The sequence below is a fragment of the Micromonospora sp. NPDC049101 genome (genome assembly GCF_040648675.1).
Lineage (GTDB): Bacteria > Actinomycetota > Actinomycetes > Mycobacteriales > Micromonosporaceae > Micromonospora.
This window is the reverse complement of record NZ_JBEZED010000046.1, coordinates 1-22,374: the sequence shown is the minus strand read 5'-3', so window position 1 is coordinate 22,374 and position 22,374 is coordinate 1. Positions and strand designations below refer to the sequence as shown.

The following is a 22,374-nucleotide window of genomic DNA, read 5'->3' as shown; positions in this document are numbered from 1 at the left end:
ATGACCGTACCGCCGTCCCGCCCCACCGCCGTCCGGCTCGGCGCGGCGGTGCTCGCCGTCCTCGTGGCGCTGCTCGTCCCGGCCGCCCCGGCCTGGGCGCACAACTCGCTCAAGTCGGCGACGCCGGCTCGGGACGCGACAGTACCGAGCGCACCGACCGAGGTCGCCCTGGAATTCATGCAGCGGCTCGACCCCGCGTTCACGACAATCGTGCTCACCGACGCCGCCAAGCGGAAACTCGCCACCGGCGAGCCGGTGGTCGCCGGTGCGAAGAGCACGGTCCAGGTGACCGACACGCTGCCGAACGGGACGTACACCGTCGCCTACCGGGTGGTCTCCGTCGACGGGCACCCGGTGCAGGGGTCGTACCCCTTCACGGTGGCCGACCCCGCGTCCAGCGCAGCGCCGACTGCCGGCGCCGGTACGTCGGCGGCCACCGCTTCCGCCGCCGCCGGGGTGCAGAGCGACGGCGGCCCGGGTGCCGGCGTACTCGTCGCGGGGGCCGTGCTTGCCGTCCTCGCCGTGCTGGCGGCCGGGCTGCTGTGGCGGCGACGGGCCACCCGTCGCTGATCCGACCGCTCGCCCGCGATCCTCGCCGACCCGATCTTCCCCATCGTCCGGGAACCACCGGGGTCGATGACCCGACTACCAGACTGGGCCGACGCGACACGGCTCCGGGCGACCAGACCAGGACGGGAAACGCCTTCGGGTGCGTCCCGACTCTTCCGATCGGATCACCATGTCTCTTACCGAGTTGTCCGGCACGCCGACGCCGGAAACCTCCACACCCGACAGACCGGCCCGGCCGCCCCGGCGCACCTCTCCGTTCGGCGCGCTGCTGCTGCGGCTGCACTTCTACGCCGGCATCCTCGTCGCCCCGTTCCTGGTGGTCGCCGCGCTGACCGGCCTGGCCTACACCACGACCCCGCAACTCGACTCGTTCCTCTACGGCGACAAGCTGAGAGTCGCCCAGGTGGGTGAGCGTCAGCTCCCGTTGGCCGAGCAGGTCGGGGCCGCGCGGAACGCGCACCCCACCGGCAGCATCACCGCCGTGCAGCCCGGCGACGGCGACCGGACCACCAAGGTCGTGTTCTCCCTGCCGGAACTCGGCGAGAACCAGCACACCGTCTACGTCAACCCGTACACGGCCGAGTCCCAGGGGCAGCTCACCACCTGGTTCGGCTCCACCCCGGCCACCACCTGGCTGGACGACCTGCACCGCCACCTGCACCTGGGCACGGTCGGCGAAAACTACTCCGAGCTGGCCGCGAGCTGGCTGTGGGTGCTGGCGCTCGGCGGAGTCATCCTCTGGTGGCGTCGACGCGGCGCCGCCCGAGCCACCGCCCGGCACCTGCTCGTGCCGGACCTGTCCACCGGCAGGGGCGTCCGCCGCACCCGGGGTTGGCACGCCACCACCGGCATCTGGCTCACCGTCGGCCTGCTCTTCCTCTCGGCCACCGGCCTGACCTGGTCCCGCTACGCCGGCGCGAACTTCGCCTCCGGTCTGGACGCGCTCAACGCCCGCACGCCGGAGATCTCCACAAGCCTCGTGGCCGTTCCGACCGAGACCGGCGGCGGTCACCACCACGGTGACGCCGGGGCGGGCGGGACCGTCGAGTCGGCGGCCTTCGACCGGGTCCAGACGGTCGCCCGCGACGCGGGACTCTCCGGGCCGGTCGAGATCATCCCCGCGCCGGAGCCGGGCTTCGCCTGGACCGTCACGCAGATCGACAACACCTGGCCGGTCGCCAAGGACCGCATCGCCGTCGACCCGGCCACCAGCACGATCACCGCCCGCAGCGACTTCGCCGACTGGCCGCTGCTGGCCAAACTGAGCGGCCTCGGCATCCAGGCCCACATGGGTCTGCTCTTCGGCCTGGTCAACCAGATCCTGCTCGCCGCGCTCGCCCTCGGGCTGCTCTGCGTCATCGTCTGGGGCTACCGCATGTGGTGGCAACGCCGACCCACCCGCACCGACCGCCGCGCCCTCGCCGGCACCCCGCCGGCCCGTGCCGGCGTACGCGGCCTGCCGCTGTGGGCACTGCTGATCGGCGTACCGGTGGTCGTGGCGGTGGGCTGGGCGCTGCCGCTGTTCGGACTCACCCTGCTGGCCTTCCTCGTCATCGACATCGTCGCCGGTGCGGTGTCCCGACGCCGACGACCCGCCGAGGCTCCCACCTCCCCGGCACCCGCCGGGAGCTGACCGAGCGGTCCGGCCGCCCGGCCGAGGCGACTCCGCTCCATATATCACAAGCTGGGCATTCACCATCGGATGCAGTTGGTGCGGGCCAGGGACCGGTACCGGGCGAGAATCGGCTGATGACCGACACGACCGACCTGACCCCGCTCGCCGAGGGCGTGGAGTGCGAGTTCATGTACGCCTACGAGTCGCGGGCGCCCGAGCCCGCGTACACCGATCTGGGGGTCGCGACCACGCGCATCGGCGGCGGTGTCGCCCTCGCCATGCGCAACGACCCCTCCGGCGGGTACTGGAGCAAGGCGCTCGGCTTCGGCGTCACCGAGCCGTTCACCGTGCGGGTCCTGGATCGCGTCCTCGACTTCTACCGGGAGCAGGGCGTCGACCAGGCGGTCCTCCAGCTCGTCCCGGCGGTCCTGCCCGACGGCTTCGACGCGGTCGCCGCCGCACGCGGGCTGGAGCCGGGCAGCACCTGGGTCAAGCTCGCCGCCCGATCGGGTGACGTCGCCGCGGCGCGGACCCGCCTGCGGGTCGCCCCGGTGCCGGCGGCCGAGGCGCGGCGCTGGGCCGACGTGTTGCTTGCCGGCTTCGGCATGCCGGCCGGTGGGCTCACCGACATGCTGGCGTCGACCGTGGGCGAGCCGGCCTGGCGGCCGCACGCGGCGTGGGACGGCGACGAGGTCGTGGCCGGCGGCAACCTGTTCCTGCACGGCGAGTCGGCCTCGCTCAACGCCGCCGCGACGGCACCCGGGCACCGCGGCCTCGGTGCGCAGTCGGCGCTGATCGCCGCCCGCGCCCGCGCCGCGGCGGAGGCCGGGTGCCGGTGGCTGTTCGCCGAGACTGGGAAGCCCACGCCCGGTACGCGGAACCCGTCGCTGGACAATCTGCGCCGGGCCGGGCTGGTGCCGCTCTACGAGCGCCGCAACTGGGTCTGGCGATCGGCGCCCTGACCCCTTCCTGGCCAGGCCCTCCCCGCGAGCGAGGAGGGCCAGCGCGGCTCAGCGTGGCGGGCCACGCCAGGGATCGGCCGGACCCTGCGGGCGGTCGCCGCGCAGGGTGATGCGGTGCACGACCCGCCGGGCGCCGCCGTAGTCGCGGTTGGCGTAGTGGGCGGTGCTGCGGTTGTCCCACATCGCCACGTCGCCGGGGCGCCACCGGTGTCGGACCAGGTGCTCCGGCTTGGTGAGGTGGGCGTAGAGCAGGTCCAGGATGGCCCGGCTCTCGGCCTCCGACACCCCGACGATATGCGAGGTGAAGCCGGGGTTGACGAAGATGCCCCGGCGGCCGGTCTCCGGATGCACGCGCACGACCGGGTGCTCCACCGGGTCCAGTCGGGTGACGACCTCGCCGTCCCACACACTGCCCCGGCCACCACGGCGTTGGGCCAGGTAGTAGCCGAACTCGCGGTTGCCGTCGTGCACGGCCACCAACGTGTCGACAAGTCGGCGCACCGGCTCGGCGAGCGAGTCGTACGCGAGTTGGCTGTCCGCCCAGGTCGTGTCGCCGCCACTGGGCGGCAGCGTCACCGCGCGCAGGATCGACCCGAGCGGTGGACGGGCGACGAAGGTGACGTCGGTGTGCCACACGTCGGCGAACCCGTTGTCGGCGCTGTCCAGGGCGTACACCTCGGGGTGTCGCTCGTCCACCCCGCCGACCACGGGGTGCGAGGCGGTCAGCTCGCCGAGCCGGCGACCGAGGCGTACCTGCCCGTCGTCGTCGAGGCGCTGATCGGCGAAGAACAGCACCTTGCGGTCCACCAGCGCGGCGCGCACCGCCGCGAGTTCGTCGTCCGTGGCTCGGTGCAGGTCCAGGCCGCGCACCTCGGCGCCGAAGTGCGGCCCGAGGGGGTCCAAGGTCAGGTGCAGCAGGGTGTCGGTCATGGCGGTGCCCCTCACATTCAGGCGGCGGCGGCACGCACGGCGTGGCCGATGGTGGCGCGCAGGGCCGCGTACTCCGGTGAGCCGCGCAACTCGTCGGGTTCGACGCCGCTGCGTGGAAGATCGACGTCCAGGTCGAGGGCCACCCGGCCCGGCCGGCGGGTCAGGACGATCACCCGACTACCGAGGAAGACGGCCTCGTCCACGCTGTGCGTGACGAACACACACGTCCGGCCGGTCTCGGCGCTGACCCGGCGCAGGTCTTCCTGCAACCGCTCCCGGGTGAGCGCGTCGAGCGCCGCGAACGGCTCGTCGAGCAGCAGTAACGGGTTGTCCACGGCCAGCGCCCGCGCGATGGCCACCCGCTGCTGCTGGCCGCCGGAGAGCTGCCAGGTGCGGCGGTGCGCGACGTGCGGCAGGCCGACCCGGTCCAGCAGGGCGGTCACCCGGGGGGACCGTTCGGGCCGGGGCACACCGGCGTAGCGCAGCGCGAGACCGACATTGCCGCCGACCGTCTTCCACGGCAGCAGCCGGGGTTGCTGGAAGACCAGACCGGCGTTGCGGCCGGGCACCGGCGGCCGGCCGGCGGCGGTCACCGTGCCGGCCGTCGGCCGTTCGAAGCCGGCGATCAGCCGCAGGAGTGTGGTCTTGCCACATCCGGAGGCGCCCACGAGGACCAGGAAGGTGCCCGGGGGTACGCGGAGGTCGACCGGGCCGAGGGCGGTGACCGCCGCCGGCCCGGTCCCGTACGTGTGGGTGACGTCGCGGACCTCGACCGCGGCGTCAGGGCTGGAGGACACTCGGCAGGCCCTTGGTGTAGACGGCCGCCTCGAACACCGACCGGTCCGGTATCGCGTCGACCTTCTTCTGCCCCTTGAGGAAGACCGCGGCGTTGTACAGGTTGTCGGCGAGCGCGCCGACCTTCTCCGGCGAGCCCAGCCACTCGGGGCTGGCCAGGTCGGCGGGCTTGAGGAACACGCCCTGACTGAGCTGGTGCTGGGCCGCCGCGGTGTCCAGGTTCAGCTCCCGGCCGACGGCGGTCGCCGCGGCGGTCGGGTCGGTCGCGATGAGGTCCAGGGCCTTCGCCTCGGCCTTGCGCCACGCGTCGACGGCCTCCGGGTGGGCGTCGGCGAACGCGGTGGACACCACACCGAGGTCCAGTGTGGGCTTACCGGCGGCGGCCAGCTCGCGGCTCGTGACGAGCACCTTGCCGGTCTTCTTCAGGTCGTCGAGCGAGGGCAGCCAGGAGTACGCGGCGTCGAGGTCGCCCCGGGTCCAGGCGGCGAGGATGTCCTGCGGCTCCAGGTCGACGAGTGTCACCTCGCTCTCCTTGACTCCGGCGCGCTCCAGGGCGGCGAGCAGACTGAAGTGCGCGGTCGAGGCGAACGGGGTGCCGATCTTCTTGCCCCGCAGGTCGGTGATGGTGGCGACGTTGGCGCTGTTGCGGGCGACAAGCGCCTCGTTGTCACCGGCGACGTCGAGGACGAAGGCCACCTTGTAGGGCAGGTTCAGGGGCGCCGACAGACCGCGCGCGACCGGGCTGGAGCCGATCGCGGCGATGTCCACACTGCCGGCCGCGAACGCGGTGTTGATGCTCGCGCCGGAGTCGAACTTGGTCCAGGTGATCGCGTAGTCCGGCAACGCCTCCTCCAGCAGCCGCTGGTTCTTCACGATCAGGTCGCCGCTCGGGAACGCCTGGTAGGCGAGCCGGATGCTCTTGCGCTGCGGGTCGCCGCCGCCGCTGGCGGCGCCGTTGCCGCACCCGGCGAGGGGGGCGGCGGCCAGCAGCAGGGCAGCCGCGAGGAGAGTTCCGACAAGTGGTCTGCGCACGGGACGTCCGTTCTGCGAGGTGGGGAACAGCGCGGTCAGCTTCGACCGCGCCAGGGAACGAGCCGGTCCTCCGCGGTGCGCAGCAGTGCGTCGATGAGGAGGCCGGACAGGCCGATGGCGAACAGACCGAGCACCACCACGTCGGTCTGCGAGTACCGTTGCGCGTCGCGGACCATCCCCCCGATGCCCGGTACGCCGTTGATGGTCTCGGCGGCGACCACCGACGAGTAGGCGATGCCCACGGCGAGCCGGATGCCGGTGAAGATCTCCGGAAGCGCGTGCGGCAGCACCACGTCGCGGGTGACCGCCCAGCGTCCGCCGCCCAGTGCCCGGGCCGCCTCGACGAGGGTGGCGGGCGCGGCCTTGACGGCGGCGGCGGTGGCGACCGCGACCGGGGGCAGCGCGGCGATGGACAGCAACCACAGCTTCGGCGTCTCGTCGATGCCGAACCAGATGATGAACAGGCTGAAGTACGCCAGGGGCGGCAACGCGCGGACGAAGGTGACGACCGGTTCGGTCGCGACCCGCACCCAGGTGACGGTGCCCATCACCAGGCCGAGCACCAGCCCGGCGGCCACGCCCACCACCGAGCCGATGAGGATGCGCCGCAGACTCACGCCGAGGTGCTCGATCAGCAGGTGACCGCTGTAACCCCGGACACCGTCGTGGGTGGTGGACGTCTGCACCAGGCGGGCCCACACCGCGCCCGGCGACGGGATGAACGTGGGGTTGTCGGTCAGCACCGCGAGGATCTGCCAGAGCGCCAGCAGGACCACCAGGGACACGGCGCGCAGCGCGACGCGTCGCCCCCACCCGGCCCGCTCCCCCGCCCGCGGTGGACGTGTCGGTGGTGGGGCACCGACATCGGAGCCCACGGTCTGCGCCGCGGTCACAACAGTCATGGCTTCTCCCGATCAGGATGACCCACTATTCCTACAGTTTTAGTGGGGTATGCACAAGGGACCGCCCACTGCGTGGAATCTCGGCGCGGGACGGGCTCAGCCTGCCGCGGAAGACAGTGCTGCCGGCGAGTCGTCGTGCTGACCCACCGGCATCAGGCCGACCCGGGGCTCACTCGGGCGGCTTGGCCCCGGACTGCTCACTCACCAGGTACGCCGCGTACCAGTCGGGCCAGTTGTCGTCGTGCTGGCCGGTCCGCTTCTCGTGCTCACCGTGCGCGGCGGCCGCGCGCCGCAGCGCGTCGGCCAGGTCGCTCGTGGAGCCGAACGACGTCAGGCCTCCCTCGACGCGCCCGGGCAGTCTGGTCGTGATCTCCTGGAGCAGCCAGGTGTTGCCGTCCGGGTCGCGCAGCGTGGCGCGCGAGAAGTAGCTGCGCCGCTGCGGGTCCGGCCCGTCGACCGGGCCGTCCGGGCTGACGTGGAAGACGTCGCCGACCTCGACACCGGCGGCGACGAGGGTGTCGTGGGCCGCCTCGATGTCGGACACGACCAGGTACGCCACGGCCGAGCCGGGTGCCGCTGGCGTGAGGCCGGGGCCGAACTGCACCGAGCACGCGGAGCCGTGCGGCGTGAGCTGCACGATGCCGGGCGGTGTCTGGTCGAGCCGCCACCCGAGCCGTTCGTAGAACGCCTTCGCCCGGTCGACGTCCGACACCGGGATGACGATCACCTCCAGCTTCACGTCGACGCTCTCGATGCTCGACCCGCCGCTCGCCGCACCCTGGGCACTCTTCGGGCTCATCATCGCCCCCTCCCGATCCGCCGATCATCGAAACCGCGTGCCGGATGCCGCCTTCCCGGCATCAGCCCGACGACACCCTCGTGGCCCGGCGCACCCCGAACAGGGCGATCAGGGCGAGCAGGATGACGGCGACGGAATACTCGTCGGCGGTGCGCGGCAGGCCACCGGCGTAGACCACGAGGAAGCCGGCGATCACCGTGGGGAGGCCGAAGCCGACATAGCAGACGACGTACAGCAGAGAGAGCACACTGGCACGTTCGTGCGCCTCGACCAGCGGCATGATCGTCTTGAGGCTGCCCTGGAAACCGGCACCGAAGCCGACGCCCCCGAGGGCGAGGCCGACGAAGAAGCCCGGAACGGTCTCGCCCAGCACCGATACCAACGTGACGATCATGCCGAGGATGAGCGCGACGATCCCGGTCAGGATCACGGTCCGCGCGGCGGTATCGCGCAACAACAGGACGGCGATCGACCCGAAGACGGCGAAGACGAAGAGAACCAGGCCGCCGACCACGATCGACGTGTTCATGAGGCTGCGGACGAGCGCTGGTCCGAGGGCACCGAAGAACCCGGCCAGCGCCCAGACCGCGAAGAGCACCGGGACGACGACAAGCACCGGCTGGCGTACGGATCGGGGCAGCGTGACGTCGGGCCGCAGGCTACGTAGCGCGCCCGCCATCGGCGTGACAGTCTCCGACATCAGCGCGACCCCGACGGCCTGGAGCAGGAGGATCACGAGCAGGACGACGTACACCAGCCGCGTCGGCGCGGGCAGAAAATCGATGAGCAGCGCCGCGAGCAGCGCACCGCTCCCGGTGCCGATACCGGGGGCGATCGAGTTCGCGAGCGTGCCCCGGGCGCGGTCGATGTCGAGCATGCCGGCACCGACGGCGCCGGTGGCGGCCCCGGCGGCGAGCCCCTGGAGCAGACGGGCGGCCAGCAACGTGGGTACGCCGTTGGCGAAGACGAAGACGACGAGCGACAGCATCTGCACCACGATCGCGACGGCCAGGACCGGCCGCCGGCCGACGTGATCGGACAACCTGCCGAACGTGAGCAACGAGGCCAGCACCGCGAGCGCGTAGACGGCGAACACCACGGTGGTCGTGACCGGTGAGAAGTGCCAGCGCTGCTGGTAGAGCCCGTAGAGCGGGGTCGGGGCCGCCGACGCGGCCAGGAACGACACGAGAATCGACGCCAGCAGCACCAGGGATACCGCCGGCGAGAGTCGGGCCCGCCCTGCGATAGGCATGTCGGTGCTCCTCGGCTGCGCGGAAAGCGACAGCTCCCGGGCGTCCTGCCAGCCCGGGGCCACGGCGGCGTACCCGGCGAGCGCCGTCACATGCCGGCTCAGCCCACGGTGTCGTGGCCGCGATCAAGATGGGGCCGTTCGAGCGCGTGAGTGGGCATTCGAGGGCTGCCGCCTTTCCGACAGATCGATGTCGGCCGCCCGGTCTACGATGTTCGGCAGGTCCGGCCCCGGGTGGGAACGATTGACCAGCGAGAGTGACGACGCGCAGTTGCGCGACAAGATGCGCGCGGCGGTGGCCGGGCTCGCTCGCCGCGGCGGAGTTCTGAAACAGTCCTCCGGCCCGTACCTGGTCGGCCTCCTGTGCGCCACGAGCTTGGTGCCCGTGGTGGCGGCCGGGTTGACCAACACGTCTGTCGGTCTGGCGATCTCGGCGGGTCTCGGCTCGGTTGGTGCGAACGTTCTGACCAACGTCGTCTCCACCGCGATCGAGCACCTGCGCGGGACTGAGCCCGATCAATCTTCGCCCGAGGCGATCGAGCGGGAGCTGATTGTCCTGCTCGATGAGGTGCTGTCCGAGGATGGAGAGCAGGCGAGCGTGGCGCGGGCCGAGATCGCGGAGTTGCTCAAGCGGATCGACGCGGTGGGTGCCCTGGTTGAGGCGGGCGACGCGGAGCTGCGGGACAGCGTTCTGGAAACTCTGGCATTGCTCGCGAGCCGGTTCGCGGAGTTCCGGTTCGTCGTGGCGGAGGCGCGACAGGCGCTGTGGCGTGTCGAGGCCTCGCTGCGTCGGCAGGAGGAGCTGCAGCGGGTCGGGCTGGAACGGGTTGCCGACCAACAGGTGACGTTGCGGCTGGTCTTGGAGAAGGTCTCCGCCGTGGAGGCTCGTACGAGTGCCGATCCGGGCGCGTCCGTGCGGGCGGCGCCCTGGGTGGGCTCTCCGTACCGGGGCTTGGCGCCGTTCGAGGAACGCCACTCGGGCGTGTTCTACGGGCGAGCCGAGGCGACCTCGCGTCTCGTCCAGCAGTTGGCTGCCCGGTTAGCCCACGGCCAGCTGCTGTTCTTGGTCGGCGCGTCGGGCGCCGGCAAGTCGTCGTTGCTTCGGGCCGGTCTGATTCCTCGGTTGGCCGGCGATCGGCTGGTGCCGGGCTCGGCCGCCTGGCCCCGCCGGGTCATGACGCCGACCGGTAACCCGCTGGAGGAGCTGGCCGCTCATCTGGCGGACCTCGCCGGCACGGATGCTGCCGCGGTTCATCGGTCCCTGGTCGCCGATCCGTCCAGTGCCCGGTTGCTGGCGCGGCAAGCCACGCGTGGCGATGCGCCCGGCGGGGACGGTGTGATCTCCAGGCGTCTGGTTCTGATCATCGACCAGTTCGAGGAGTTGTTCACCCTGGTCGCCGATGATCCGCCGGGTCGGCAGGTGCGGTTGGCATTCGTCGCCGCGTTGCACGCGATGGCGGCAGTACGGCGTACGGGCGATCTACCCGCCGCGTTGCTCGTCATCGCGGTGCGTGCCGATTTCCTGGACCGGGCCGCCGCCTATCCCGAGCTGCGCGAGGCGTTGCAGGCCGGCTCGTTCCTGCTGGGGCCGATGACCGAGGCGGAGTTGCGCCTGGCGATCTGCGGGCCGGCCGCCGAGGCCGGCGTGCCGCTCGAGCGGGGCCTGGACGAGGCGATCCTCGGAGAACTGCGCGATCGCACGCTGGTCACCGGCTTCGACGCCGGTGTGTTGCCGCTGTTGTCCCAAGCGATGCTCGCCCTGTGGGAGTCGCGCGACGGGGGCCCGCTGACGGTGCGGGCCTACTGGCGGATGGGCGGGGTCGGGCAGGCCGTGCAGAGCACCGCCGAGTCGGTGTACCAGGCGTTACCGGCCGCCAGTCGCGAGGCCGCACGCTCGGTCTTCGTTCAGTTGACGGTCGTCACCGGCAGCGGACAGCTGGCCTGCCGCCGGGCGACCAGCGAGGAGTTGGGGGCCGCGACGGGCGTTCCGCAGGAAGACCTCGACGCGGTCCTGGCCCCGTTCGCCGGCCGCCGGTTGATCGTGCTGGAGCGTCACAGCGTCCGGATCGCCCACGACGCCTTACTACTGGGGTGGGCGAGGCTACGCGGCTGGCTGGACGCCGAACAGGCCGACCGCACGCTCTATCGGGAACTGGCGGAGGACGCGTCGCTCTGGGACAGACGCGGACGCGACGCGTCGTTCCTTTACCGCGGCTCGCAACTGGGCTCGGCCGTGCGGGCGGCCGAGCGCTGGAGCGCGGCAGCGAACCGGTTTCCGGCGCTGGCACCGGGTACGCAGGAGTTTCTGGCCGCCAGCAAGAGGGCCGCGGTCCGCAACGCCTGGCTACGCCGCGCGGTCATGGCGGCTCTGTCGATGCTGACGATTGCGGCACTGGTGGCGGCCGGGCTTGCCACCAGCCGCCAAGCGGACCTGCGCCGGCAGCAGGCCGTGGCATTGTCGCGCCAGTTGGCCGCGCAGAGTCAGGTCACCCGCCAACATGATCCTCTCCTCGCCGGCAGGCTGGCCGCCGCCGCGTGGCGGATGGCTCCCACCGACGAAGCCTTCGCCAGTATGCGGATGCTGATCGCGGAACCCCGCTCGGTGCTCTACGGCCACACGGCGAGCGTGCACGATGTGACGTTCAGCCCACGCGGACAGCTACTGGCCAGCGCCGGCGGCGACGCGACGGTACGGCTGTGGGACTCGCTCACCGGCCTGCCGATCGGCCGCCCGCTTGTCGGTCACGAGGGCAAAGTGAGCCGCGTGGCATTCAACGCCGACGGATCGCTACTGGCCAGCGTCAGCGACGACGGCACCGTCCGCCGGTGGGACCCGGCCACCGGCAGCCCGGTCGGTGGCCCGCTGACCGGCCACCAAGGCCCGGTGACAACTGTCGCGTTCCACCCCCGCGATCGCCTGCTCGCCAGCGCCGGTGACGACGGCACCATTCGGCTCTGGAACCCCGACACCGGTTCCCCCGTCGGTCAACCGTTGACCCCCCGTTCCGGGCCGGTCACCGCTGTCGCGTTCAGCCCGGACGGCCGGCTGCTTGCCGCAGCATCCCGATCGGCAGCGGGCCATGGTGTGATCCAGTTGTGGGATCCGGCCACCAGCCGAACCGTTGGTAAGCCGCTGAGAGGGCACTCCGACTGGATCTGGAGCCTGGCGTTCAGCCGCGACGGTCGGTTGGCCAGCGCCGGCCTGGACGGCAGCGTCAGGCTGTGGGAGCCGTCCACGGGCGGCTCGGCGGGACCGGTGCTCAGCGGCAGTGGCAGCAAGGTGACCGGGGTGGCGTTCACCCCGGACGGTACGCGGCTGGCCAGCACCGGCGCCGACCGGACGATCCGGCTGTGGAACGCGGCCGACGGCAAGCCCGTCGCCGCACCGCTGACCGGCCACCGCGACTGGGTCTGGAGTGTCGCGTTCAGCCCTCACGGACAGCTGATGGCGACCGGCAGCAGCGACGGCACAATCCGGCTGTGGGATGCCGCAAGCGGCCAACCGGTTACCAGGTCGACGGGGATCGGCCGGGGCTACCTGAGCGACGTGGCGTTCAACCCGGACGGCAGCCTGGTTGCCACCGCGAACGGCAACGACCGGACGATCGGCCTCTGGAACCCGGCCACCGGGCGGCCACTCGGCAAGTCGATCGTCGCCCAGCAGCAGGACGTCACCGCTGTCGCGTTCAGCCCGCAGGGCTCCATCCTGGCCAGCGGCGGCAGTGACGGCAGCATCCGGCTCTGGAACCCCGCCACCCGCCGGCCAATCGGCCGCCCGCTGACCGGCCACCGGAAGGTGATCACCGCACTGGCCTTCAACCGCGATGGAACGCTGCTGGCCAGCAGCGGCGACGAGCAGGCGGTATGGCTGTGGGACCCCACCACCGGCCAGCCGGTCGGCGACCCGTTGACTGGCCATCCGGGCACGGTGAACGCGGTGAGCTTCGGCAGCGACCTGTTGGCCACGGGAGGCGACGACGGCACCGTTCGCCTTTGGAACCCCGCCACCGGCCACGCCGTCGGCCCTCCACTGACCGGCCATCGCGGCCCGGTGACAGCGGTGCGCTTCAGCCGCGACGGACACCTGCTGGCCGCCGCCGGCGACGACGGGACCATTCGCGTGTGGAACCCCGCCACCGGCCGGCAAATGAGCACAATGAGCGCCGGAAGCTCCGTCTCCGGCCTCGATTTCAGTCCGGACGGGAGCGTCCTGGCCGGCGGCGCCCAGAACGACGCCGTACGCCTGTGGAATCCGGAAGACGGCCGGGAAATCGGGCGGCCGGTATCCGTCGCGGCCGAATTGACAAGTGTGTTGGGAGTCAGCGCGGTGGCCTTCAGCCCGAACGGCAAAATCATCGCGCACATCAGTATACGCGGACTATCCATCACCGACCGCGCTGTCGTCGCCGACACATTCGGGACGGTCTGCTCCCTCTATGGGTCGCTGGCCGGCGATGAGTGGAAGACGTACCTCCCCGGAAGACCCTTCGCAACCGTCTGCCCGTAGCGCGACCGGCAGCCGATCAAACAATTCGCCTTTCCCCTACGGCAAAGATTCCCATCGATCATGAATAGGGTGAAATGAGGATGCTAAATTCCGTGCCATGTTCTCGCGGTGTCTCACCCGGCTCTGCGTAGCCGGGCTCGGAGTGGTCCTGCTGGCCGGTTGCGGAAGTGACGAGCGTTCTGCGCGCGGTGCCGACCCGGCTGCCTCGGCCAGCGATCCGGCCACCTCACCAGCCGCCGCACCGACAACACCGGTCCCACCCTCTGCCACGGTGACGCCTACACCGCCGGTCACGAGTCCTGGCCGGTCGGCCACACCGATCCGGCGGCCAACGCAGCGCACGCCACCCACCAAGCAACAAACGGAGCGTACGCCAGCCACCAAGCAACAGTTGCAAAAGATCGTTGTGCGGGCGACGGACGTGCCTTCCGACTGGGTCACCACGGAGTCGATGAGCATGCTGGACCCGGACGTCAACGCCGCGACGGCGACGTGCATGGGAGTACGCGACACCACCCCGAACATGGTCGCCGGAGTGGAATCAACGCCCTACTCCGGTGGGCCGGTGTTCATCCAGTCCGTGGCGGCGAGCTACCGATCAGAAGCTGATCTCGACGTCGATTTCGGCCTGTTGACCAACCCGAGGCTGCAGCCCTGCACGGAGCGCATCACGCGGCTGGTTTACGAGCAGCTCGACTGGACCGTGGACTCGATGTCCACCAAGGTCACACTCGCGCCGACCCGGGGCGCGGCCAACGTGGTCGGTGTCGTGGACAACAAGCTCGTCGGCACGATCGCCGGGCAGGACCTGGTCCAGTACGACCGCACCGCGTTCATCCGGGGACCGCTCATCGAGGTCCAGGTGGCGATGGCCAGCATCGACGAGCCGATTCCGGAAGCTCTCTGGAACAGGATCCTTACCCAGGTCGCCGGACGCGCCGCCGCCCACTGACCCCCGCCGCCCGGCCTGTCAGGAGTTGGCGAGCGCCTTGTCGCCGGTGTTGTCTGCCGGTGGGATCGGGAAGTTTCGGTTGAAGACGTTGTCCGGGTCGTAGGTGGCCTTGATGGCGCGCAGCCGGCCGAGGGTGGGCTCGGGCCAGGCGTCCAGCAGGCGGTCCGGATCGGTGTCGGTCTCGAAGCTGAGGTACAGGCCGTCGAGATGCGGATACAGCTCGGTCCACAGCTTGTCGAGGTGGGGCCTGCGGTCCGGCACGGTGGCGGCGAGCACCGAGAAGTTCTGCGTCCGGTGCGGGTAGGCGGTCGCGTCGCCGGCGACGTCGTTGACCGCCGCGCCGACGGATCGGACCTGCATGATCATCACATCGCCGGAGTTCATCATGGTCGCCATGCGGTCCGCCACCTCGGGTGTGATGTGGTGCAGCAGCCCGCTGCGGGTGTCGTTGAGCCCCTGACCCCGGTGCCGGTTGCCGGGCGGCGCGACGATCGCGGGATAGGGCACGAGCTGCGCCTGCTGGTCGAGAATCGGTCCGATCTCCAGGAACGGGCTCAGGGCCGACCGCGCCGCCTCGATGTCGTCCCCGGCGAAGACGAGGGTGACCTGGGCCGTCGCCGGGTCGCCCCGACGACCGGGGAAGAGGGACAGGAAGCTGGTCAGGTCCCGGGGCGCCTCCTCGACGAGTTGACCCCAGCGGCGCAGCAGGTGGGCGGTGTCGGTCGCGTCCGCGACGAGCTGGGCGTAGACGACGTTGTCGACCTCGTACGCCGCCATCTCGATGGCGGTGACGACGCCGAAGTTGCCGCCGGCGCCGCGTACGGCCCAGAACAGGTCGGGGTGATGCTCGTCGTCCACGCGGAGCAGGCGGCCGTCCGCGGTCACGATCTCGGCGGCCACGATGTGGTCGATGGTCAGGCCGTGTTTGCGCGCCAGGTATCCGATGCCGGCGGTCGTGGCGAGACCGCCGACGCCCACGTCACCGTAGTCGCCCGAGCTCATCGCCAGGCCGTACGGGGCGAGTGTCTGGGCCACGTGCCCCCAGCGGGCGCCCGGTTCGAGCCGGATCCGGCGGGTCGCCCGGTCGAGCACCTCGACCTTGTTCATCAGCGACATGTCGATGATGACTCCCCCGTCGTTCGTCGACCGACCGCTGATGCCGTGCCCGCCGCTGCGCACGGACAGCGGCACGTTCTGCGTCCGCGCGTACGACACGGCGTCGATCACCTCGGCGACGGCCTGCGGCCGGAGGACCAGGGCCGGTGATCCGTGCCAGCTGTAGCTGTGGCGGACACCGTCGTACTCCGGGTCGCCCGGCTCGACGGCCCGGGCGGCCAACGATTCCGGTAGCGCGTCGTAGTCGACGCCCGGGTGACGCTCGGCCAGGGCGGCGACGCCGCGGACCCGCCCGGTGTCGGGCCCGCCCGCCGCGCGCTCCTTGGCGACCGCCTCGCGCAGCGCGGGGGCGATCTCCTGACCGAGGGTCTGGATCAGGCGCGGGTCGTCGCGGCCAATCAGGAAGGTGCTGAACCCCTCCTCGAGGACCATCGGGAGGAGCTGTTCGACCCACTGCTCGGCAGGCCCCTGGAGGAAGCCACGGCTGCGCGACGAGACGTCGACGGTGAACAGGTTGAGCAACCGCCGGATCTTTCGAGGGTCGCGTCCCGCCGCGACGGCCGCCTCGTCGATCAGCCGGTTGGCGGTCACCCGGTCCGGCGAGCGCAGGTACTCCAGTGTCGGCAGCCAGCCGTTCGCCTTCTGGCCGGTCAACGCCAGCATCTTCGGCTGGTACGCGCCGAGCCAGATGTCGATCTCGTGTGCCGGCTCGGGGCCGCGCTGCGTGCCGGGGGTCGGGTAGTACCTACCGTCCTGCCGCAGCGGCCCGGCCGCGGTGACATCCCAGACACCGCGCAGGATGTCGATCGCCTCGCGAAGCGCCTCGACGCCCTGCCCCGGCGTCAGCCGGCGGGCGCCCATGCCCTCGATCCCGTCCCAGAACGCGCCGGCGCCGAGGCCCAGCTCGAAACGGCCGTGGGACAGCCGGTCCAGGCTCGCCGCCGCCCTCGCCAGCACGGCCGGCGGACGCAGCGGAAGGCTGAGGACGTTTCCCGAGATCCGCAGCCGTTGCGTGCGGGCCGCGACCCAGCTCAGCAGGGTCCAGGTGTCGAGGAACTCGGCGTTGTAGGGGTGGTCCTGGAAGGAGGTGAGATCCAGCCCCGCCGCTTCGGTCAGCTCGGCGAGCGCCACCACCTGGTCCGGGTTCTGCGCCCCGGGGGTCAGAAAGGTCCCAAACAGGATTTCGTGCCCGTAGTCAGGCATCTCTTCGCCATCTCCGTGGTCGTGTTTTCAGAATACGTTCTGTTTTGCAGACCGTATTTCAGACAACACACTTTCCCCACGGGCTCATTCCGCGACCGTGCGGGGCGTCCTACCGCTTGCGGCCCACCCCGCCGAACGCGTCGATGTCGGCAGGCGTGTCGACCGCGTCGTCAGGTCGCCACTGCGGGCACGGCACGACGCCGGGCTCCACCAGCTCCAGGCCGTCGAAGAACCCGGCGATCTCATCCGGCGAGCGGAGCGTGTACGGAACCGCACCAGTGTCGTTGTAGTCGTCCTGCGCCTGCTGCATCTCGGCGCTGATCAGGCTCGTGCCGTCGTTGAGGGACAGGTAGCTGCCGCTGGGCAGCGACGCCAGCAACTGTCGCGTGATCGAGCGGGCCGCCTCGTAGTCGGGCACGTGGCCCAGCACACCGCTGAGGATGAGGCCGACCGGCTGCTGGAAGTCGAGCGTCTTGCCGGCCTCGGCGATGACCGCGGCCGGGTCGTGCAGGTCGCCGTCGATATAGGCGGTCCTGCCCTCGGCCGTGCCGACCAGCAACGCACGGGCGTGCGCCAACACCAGCGGGTCGCTGTCCACGTAGACGATCCGCGCGTCCGGTGCGATCCGCTGCGCCACCTCGTGGGTGTTGTCGGCCGTCGGCAACCCCGTGCCGACATCGAGGAACTGGCGGACGCCCGCCTCGCCGGCGAGGAACGTGATCGAGCGGACCAGGAACTGCCGCGAGGCGCGGGCGACGTCGACGACGCCGGGGAAGACCTGCCGGTACTGGTCGCCGGCTTCGCGGTCGACGGCGAAGTTGTCCTTGCCACCGAGCCAGTAGTTCCAGATCCGTGCCGAGTGCGGCACCGACGTGTCGATCTTCTGCACCGCATCGACCGCGCCGGCCTCGGGTCGGTCGGTCGCCTGCGAATCCGTGGTCACGACGAACCCCTCTTCTCATCGCGTACGCGATGTCATGGCGGGGACGGCCCGCGACCGTGCCACGGTATATAAGGCAACGAATCCACGCCACCCCGAGCGGAGTCCCCGTGCCGGCCGGCCAGGACCGCCGCGGTCGGTGCCGGTGGGACCCTGCCGGACCTCCTCGGGAGGCAGTGGACCGGCGGCAGGCCGTACGGTGGGGTGATGGTCCAGCGTGACGGGGGGAGGCCGGCGATGCGGTACCACCTGCTCGGGCCGGTCGAGGTGTGGTCTCCCGCGGGGGAACGGCTGGCCCTCGGCACGCCCATGCAGGTGCGCCTGCTGGCCATCCTGCTGTCGCGGCCGGGCAGCGCGTGGTCCATCGACCAGCTCGTCGACGAGCTGTGGCAGGGCCGCGCACCGAAGACGGCAGCCGGCAACGTGAAGACCTACGTCTGGGCGTTGCGCCGGGCGCTGCGGTCCCCGGGGGCACCCGACCCCGCCATCCTCGCGGGGGCCACCGGCTATCGGCTCGTCCTCGATGGGCAGACGGTGGACACCGTCACCTTCGACGACCTGGCCCAGCAGGGATATCAGGCGTTGCGGCAGGACCGCGCCCCGGATGCCCTGCGGGCGTTCGAGGGGGCGCTGGCGCTGTGGCGGGGCGAGCCGTTCGCGGGCCTGCCCGGCGCGGGGGTATTGCTCGCCGTCCGGGCCCGACTCCAGGAACAGCGGTCGACTCTGCTGGAGGAGGTCGCGGACCTCCAGTTGCGCACCGGCCGGCACCACGAGCTGATCGAGCCGCTCCGGACGCGGATCGACGGGGATCCGCTGCGCGAGCGCCCCTGGGGGCAGCTCATGGTGGCCCTGACCCGGGCCGGTCGGCGGGCGGACGCGCTGGCGACGTACCGGCGGTTACGCCGGGTCCTGTCCGAGGAGGTGGGCGTCGAGCCCGGTGCCGAGCTGCAACGGCTGCACACCAGCATCCTGCGGGCCGACCGGGAGGTGTCGATACCCGGGGCACGACCGCCGCGACGACCCGCGCCCCGGATCGTGCCCCGGCAGTTGCCGGCCCCGCCGACGTTGTTCACCGGCCGGACCCGTGAGCTGGCCCGGCTCACGACGCTGCTGCTCGACGACACCGACCCGGCCGGCACCGTCGTCGTCACCGGCACCGGGGGCGTCGGAAAGACGTGGCTGGCGTTGCGCTGGGCACACGACAGCCTGCGCCACTATCCGGACGGGCAACTCCACGTCGACCTGGGCGGTTTCGGCACGGCCACCCAGGAGGCCGCACCGTCCGCCGTCGTCGTACGCTCGCTGCTGCCCGCCCTGGGCGTCAAGCCCCTGGAGATACCCGCCGAGCCAGCGGCCCAGTTCGCCCTGTACCGGAGTCTGACCGCCGACCGACGGCTGCTCGTGCTGCTCGACAACGCGCGCGACGCCGAACAGGTGCGACCGCTGCTGCCCGGGTCCAGCCGATGTGGCGTGATCGTGACGAGCCGCCACACGCTGCCCGGCCTGGTCGCCGCCGAAGGCGCCCACACCGTCGCACTCGACCTGCCCAGCACCCCCGAGGCACGCCAGTTGCTCGTCCGGCGACTGGGTGCACGGCGGGCCGCCACCCAGCCGGCCGCGGTGGACGAGCTGATCACCCGTACCGCGCGGTTGCCCCTCGCACTGTCCATCGTGGCCGCGCGGGCCGCCGCCCGGCCCACGTTCCCGCTCCAGGCCATCGCCGACGATCTGGCCGTGAGCAGGGGTGGCCTCGCCGCTTTGGCCACCGACGACGCCGCCACCGACCTGCGGACGGTGCTCTCCTGGTCGTACCGTCTGCTCAGCCCGGACGCGGCCCGGCTGTTCCGGCAGATCAGCCTGCACCCCACGGCGGACATCAGCGCGGCGGCGGCGGCCAGCCTCGCCGGGGCACCGCCGCACCTGATCCGGCCGGCACTCGACGAGTTGACCCGGGCGAACCTGCTGGCGGAGCAGTCCCCCAACCGCTTCCGCTGTCACGACCTGCTCCGGGCCTACGGGGAGGAGCTGACGGACGCGCACGACTCCGCAGACGACCGTGCCGCGGCGCGCAGGCGCGTGTTCGACCACTACCTGCGGGCCGCGCTCGCCGCGGCGAGGCTTGTCGACGCCGGCCACCAGCCGGTCGATCCGCTGCCCGCCGACTGGTCCACACCGACGTTCGCCGATCACCGGTCCGCACTGGCCTGGTTCGCCATCGAGCAGGGGGCGCTGCTGGCCGCCGTCGACGACGCGGCCACCCACCGCTTCGAGGCGCACGCCGGCCAGCTCGCCCAGGCCCTCACCCCGCTGCTCAGCCGGATGTCGCGGTGGCACGACCTGAGCACCGTACAGTCGGTCGCGGTCGCGGTCGCCCGACGCCGGGGCGAGCCGCGGGCCGAGGCGGTGGCACACCGGGACCTCGCGCTGGCACACCTCCAGCTCCGCCGGTACGACGCGGCCCGCCGTCACCTGCGCAGCGCGATGGCACGGTACGACCGGCTCGGTGACCGGCCGGGGCAGGCGAGCACCCACCTGCATCTCGCCTGGGTGTACGACACCGAGGGAAACCCGCGGGCAGCGCTGCCGCACGCCGAGAAGGCGCTGGCGTTGTCCAGCGGCAGCGACGACCGACGCGGCGTGGCCGCCGCGCTCAACGCGATCGGGTGGGGCCACGCCCGGCTGGACGAGCACGTCCGTGCCATCGCCTACTGCGAGCAGGCACTCGCACTGCACGAGGAGGTCGAGGACCGGGTGGGCTCGGCCCACACCTGGGACAGCCTCGGCTTCGCCCATCAGGGTCTCGGTGCGCACCCGACGGCGGCGGCCTGCTACCGGCGCGCTCTGGCGCTGTACTCCGGCGCTCAGGACCAGTGCGGGCGGGCCGAGACACTTGTCCGGCTCGGCGACACCCATCGGGCGGTGGGCGACCACGACACGTCGACGGACCTGTGGCGACAGGCGTTGGAGATCTTCGACCGGGTCGGTCATCCGCAGGCCGGGGAGTTGTCCGAGCGGTTGGCGACCTCGCGCTGAGCCTGCCCACGGACCGGCATGGATCCGACGTGGACCGGGCGTCGGCAGGCTGGGCGCATGCTGACCACGAAGAGAACCACTCTCTGGCGTCGCGGCGGGGTCGACCGCCGGCGCCCACCACTTGTTCGTCGCCTTCCGGCCGTCGTCGCGATCCTCGTCGCCCTGTCGCTCAACGCCCCACCGGCGTTCGCGGGCCCCACGCCGGCGTCGTCCGGCGGCACCGGTTCGGTCGCCGGGAGCGGCACCGGCGGGTGGAACGGCCGCATCGACTGGCGGGCGTGCCCGGAACGGCCCGACGATCCGGGTACGCGGTGCGGCACCCTGCGGCTCCCGGTCGACTGGGCCCGACCGGGTGGGGAGACCTTCGAGCTGGCCCTGGCCCGGCGTACCGCCACCGACCCGGCCGCCCGCATCGGTGTGCTGGTCTTCAACCCCGGCGGGCCCGGTCTGTCCGGGGTCGACGTGGCGCTGACCGCCGAGACCCAGCTCGGGCCGGACGTGCTGCGCCGCTTCGACCTCGTCGGCTTCGATCCCCGGGGCACGGTCCGTAGTGCGCCGGTGCGCTGCTCGTCGGCGTTGCTGGGCCGGCACCCCTCCCTGACGCCCACCAACGCGGCGGAGTTCGAGCGACTCCGCGCCTACAACCGCCAGTTGCGCGACGACTGCCGCGCGCAGAGTGGCCCACTGTTCGACCACCTCGACAGCGTGAGTGTCGCGCGGGACACGGACGCCATCCGGGCGGCACTCGGTGAGCGGCAGCTCAGCTTCTACCAGTGGTCCTACGGCACCCTGATCGGGCAGGCCTACGCCGAGTTGTTCCCCGACCGGGTCCGGGCCCTGGCCATGGACAGCGTGATGGACCACAGCCAGGGGGTCCGGGGGTACGTCCGCAGCGGCGCGGCCAGCAACGAGGCCTTGTTCCACGAGTTCGTGAGCTGGTGCGGGCGAACCCCCAGCTGCGCCCTACACGGACGCGACGTGCCGGCGCTGTACGACCGACTGGTGCGCCGCGCCGACGCCGGCACGCTTGTCGACGCGAGCACCGGCCGGACGCTCACCTGGTTCGAGCTCGGGTTCGCGACGTTCGTCAACTTCTTCGACGCGACCTGGGCCGACCTCGCGAACATGCTGCTCGCGTTGGAGCGGGGCGAGGAATACCCGCTCGCGTCCCCGATGGTGCCGGTCGACGGCGACGCGGGCCTGACCGAGTACGCCCTGCCCGCGTTCTGCCAGGACTGGTCGCTGCCGGTCGACGGTTTCACCGAGTGGAACCAGTACCTCGAACTGGCCCGCGCCGCGGCACCGCACCTGCGGGCCTCCCCCGTCGTCGTCCGCTTCACCGCGATCTGTTTGGGCTGGACGGCGAACAACCCGCAACACCGGCTGCGGGTGCGGACGAGCACCCCGCTGTTGCTGCTCAACGGTCGCTACGACCCGGCCACCCCGTACGACGGGGCACAGCGGGTGGCGGACCAACTCGGCACGCATGGTCGCCTGCTCACCTACGAGGGGTCGGGCCACGCCAGCTACCCCCGCACGGAGTGCACCCGCAGCCGCGTCGAGCGGTACCTGATCAGCAGGGTCATCCCGCCGGTCGGTGCGAGTTGCCCGGCCGCCCCGGCCTGACGCACCGGTGCCGCCCGGACGAGTGCCGGACACCCGGGTCGGGGGGGGGGGCGCAGCCCCGGGGGCCCCCCCGCCCCGCCCCCCCCGCCGGGCCGCGCGTGTTGGTAACACCCCCCCCCGGCCCCCCCCGCCCCCAAACCCGG

Annotated in this window: 15 protein-coding genes; 7 read left to right on the top strand and 8 right to left on the bottom strand. The window is 71.9% G+C overall.

Annotated elements, in window-relative coordinates; all coding sequences use genetic code 11:
- The 3 genes from AB0B57_RS35895 to AB0B57_RS35885 all read left to right on the top strand — a co-directional run bounded on the left by AB0B57_RS35895 (position 1) and on the right by AB0B57_RS35885 (position 3,147).
- Entirely contained in the window at positions 1 to 570 is a 570-nt protein-coding gene (locus AB0B57_RS35895; RefSeq protein WP_357080653.1) for a copper resistance CopC family protein, read from the top strand.
- 169 nt (positions 571 to 739) lie between these two features.
- Positions 740 to 2,203, top strand: a complete 1,464-nt coding sequence (locus tag AB0B57_RS35890; protein ID WP_357080650.1) for a PepSY domain-containing protein — start codon at positions 740 to 742, stop codon at positions 2,201 to 2,203.
- 116 nt (positions 2,204 to 2,319) lie between these two features.
- Positions 2,320 to 3,147, top strand: coding sequence for a GNAT family N-acetyltransferase (locus AB0B57_RS35885; protein WP_357080647.1), 828 nt, complete (start codon positions 2,320 to 2,322; stop codon positions 3,145 to 3,147).
- A gap of 48 nt (positions 3,148 to 3,195) precedes the next feature.
- On the opposite strand, the gene AB0B57_RS35880 is transcribed toward AB0B57_RS35885, so the two are convergent.
- The 6 genes from AB0B57_RS35880 to AB0B57_RS35855 all read right to left on the bottom strand — a co-directional run bounded on the left by AB0B57_RS35880 (position 3,196) and on the right by AB0B57_RS35855 (position 8,857).
- Positions 3,196 to 4,077: a TauD/TfdA family dioxygenase gene (locus AB0B57_RS35880; RefSeq protein WP_357080643.1), complete on the bottom strand. Its 882-nt coding sequence runs from the start codon at positions 4,075 to 4,077 to the stop codon at positions 3,196 to 3,198.
- 17 nt (positions 4,078 to 4,094) lie between these two features.
- Positions 4,095 to 4,874, bottom strand: coding sequence for an ABC transporter ATP-binding protein (locus AB0B57_RS35875; RefSeq protein ID WP_357080640.1), 780 nt, complete (start codon positions 4,872 to 4,874; stop codon positions 4,095 to 4,097).
- Positions 4,858 to 5,904, bottom strand: coding sequence for an ABC transporter substrate-binding protein (locus tag AB0B57_RS35870; RefSeq protein ID WP_357080637.1), 1,047 nt, complete (start codon positions 5,902 to 5,904; stop codon positions 4,858 to 4,860). The genes AB0B57_RS35875 and AB0B57_RS35870 overlap by 17 nt, the downstream gene beginning before the upstream one ends.
- Before the next feature lie 35 nt (positions 5,905 to 5,939).
- Positions 5,940 to 6,806, bottom strand: a complete 867-nt coding sequence (locus AB0B57_RS35865) for an ABC transporter permease (RefSeq protein WP_357080635.1) — start codon at positions 6,804 to 6,806, stop codon at positions 5,940 to 5,942.
- A 169-nt stretch (positions 6,807 to 6,975) separates the two neighbouring features.
- A complete protein-coding gene (locus AB0B57_RS35860; RefSeq protein WP_357080632.1) occupies positions 6,976 to 7,608 on the bottom strand; it encodes a VOC family protein in 633 nt (210 codons plus the stop codon).
- A gap of 58 nt (positions 7,609 to 7,666) precedes the next feature.
- On the bottom strand, positions 7,667 to 8,857 hold the full coding sequence (locus AB0B57_RS35855) for an MFS transporter (RefSeq protein ID WP_357080628.1): 1,191 nt from the start codon (positions 8,855 to 8,857) through the stop codon (positions 7,667 to 7,669).
- A 241-nt stretch (positions 8,858 to 9,098) separates the two neighbouring features.
- Here AB0B57_RS35855 and AB0B57_RS35850 point away from each other — a divergent pair, with 241 nt between their 5' ends.
- Both AB0B57_RS35850 and AB0B57_RS35845 read left to right on the top strand, forming a co-directional pair.
- Positions 9,099 to 13,361 (top strand): hypothetical protein, encoded by a 4,263-nt coding sequence (locus AB0B57_RS35850; RefSeq protein ID WP_357080625.1) that lies wholly within the window; start codon positions 9,099 to 9,101, stop codon positions 13,359 to 13,361.
- A gap of 451 nt (positions 13,362 to 13,812) precedes the next feature.
- Positions 13,813 to 14,313, top strand: coding sequence for a hypothetical protein (locus tag AB0B57_RS35845; protein WP_357080622.1), 501 nt, complete (start codon positions 13,813 to 13,815; stop codon positions 14,311 to 14,313).
- Positions 14,314 to 14,331: 18 nt separating this feature from the next.
- On the opposite strand, the gene AB0B57_RS35840 is transcribed toward AB0B57_RS35845, so the two are convergent.
- Together AB0B57_RS35840 and AB0B57_RS35835 are read right to left on the bottom strand one after the other, a co-directional pair.
- Positions 14,332 to 16,632 carry an LLM class flavin-dependent oxidoreductase gene (locus AB0B57_RS35840; protein ID WP_357080619.1) on the bottom strand — a complete coding sequence of 767 codons (2,301 nt, stop codon included), beginning with the start codon at positions 16,630 to 16,632 and terminating at the stop codon, positions 14,332 to 14,334.
- A gap of 109 nt (positions 16,633 to 16,741) precedes the next feature.
- Complete coding sequence (locus AB0B57_RS35835) at positions 16,742 to 17,575, bottom strand: SAM-dependent methyltransferase (RefSeq protein ID WP_357080616.1); 834 nt, start codon at positions 17,573 to 17,575, stop codon at positions 16,742 to 16,744.
- Between the two features lie 234 nt (positions 17,576 to 17,809).
- Here AB0B57_RS35835 and AB0B57_RS35830 point away from each other — a divergent pair, with 234 nt between their 5' ends.
- Positions 17,810 to 20,605 (top strand): BTAD domain-containing putative transcriptional regulator, encoded by a 2,796-nt coding sequence (locus AB0B57_RS35830; RefSeq protein ID WP_357080613.1) that lies wholly within the window; start codon positions 17,810 to 17,812, stop codon positions 20,603 to 20,605.
- 57 nt (positions 20,606 to 20,662) lie between these two features.
- Positions 20,663 to 22,231 (top strand): alpha/beta fold hydrolase, encoded by a 1,569-nt coding sequence (locus AB0B57_RS35825; protein ID WP_357080610.1) that lies wholly within the window; start codon positions 20,663 to 20,665, stop codon positions 22,229 to 22,231.
- Positions 22,232 to 22,374 lie beyond the last annotated feature (143 nt).